The organism is Xanthobacter sp. BG11Y11_SDJG, assembly GCF_057364445.1.
The window spans coordinates 1-707 of the sequence record NZ_JBNFNU010000833.1 but is presented as its reverse complement, the minus strand read 5'-3'; the positions used below and the strand labels follow the sequence as shown (position 1 = coordinate 707).

Annotated in this window: 1 protein-coding gene; it reads left to right on the top strand. The window is 77.8% G+C overall.

Features of this window, described 5'->3' with window-relative positions:
• Positions 1 to 306 precede the first annotated feature (306 nt).
• Positions 307 to 707: hypothetical protein (locus tag AC2W7M_RS26835; protein ID WP_486136263.1), on the top strand; the 401-nt coding region annotated here is incomplete at its 3' end.

Here is a 707-nt window from a genome sequence, read left to right as displayed (position 1 = left end):
GGCCAGAGCGCGCGCGAGCGCGGGCTCGATGCCTGGCAGCTGTCCGGCCAGGTGCGTGCCACGCCGGAGGCGGTGGTGGCGACCGAGTCTACGATCTGGCGCTCGGCGGCGGGGCGGTCCGCCGCAGCTCACCGGATCGGCGCGCCTGTCGCTGGGTCGATCGGCCGGGCTCGAGGCGGTGCTGAACGGGCGCAGCCTCGATCTCGATGCCTCAGCCGCGGCCGGACGGCGCGCCGGAGGCGGCAAGGACGCCGCCGGCGGCACCGGCGGCAAGCCCGCTCTCCGCCTTCGCCAGCCTTCCTCGGCGTGTTCGCGCAACTGCCGACGCCGCAGGCGGCCTCCCGCATCGGCCTGGCGGTGGACCAGCTGATGCTCGGCGGCACTTTGGTGCGCGACGCCCGCGCCGACGTCTCGGGCGGACCTGGCGGCTGGCGCATCGACGCCGCGGAGGCGCAGCTGCCCGGCGCGGCGTCGCTGCGGCTCGCCAACGTTCCCATGCGCGCCGCCGCGCCGGGCGCCGCCCCGGTCGGCCCCCAGGGCCGTCCGGAAAGCGGCCCCCTGGGCGATGCCGAGCTGAGCGGCGAACGCTCAGTTCACCGCCGACGATCCGGCCGCCTTCCTGCGCTGGGCCGCCGCCGGGCTGCCGCGCGACTATGCCGCCGCGATCAAGGGCCCGGCCCGGCCTCGCCGCGCGTTTTCGAGCTGGC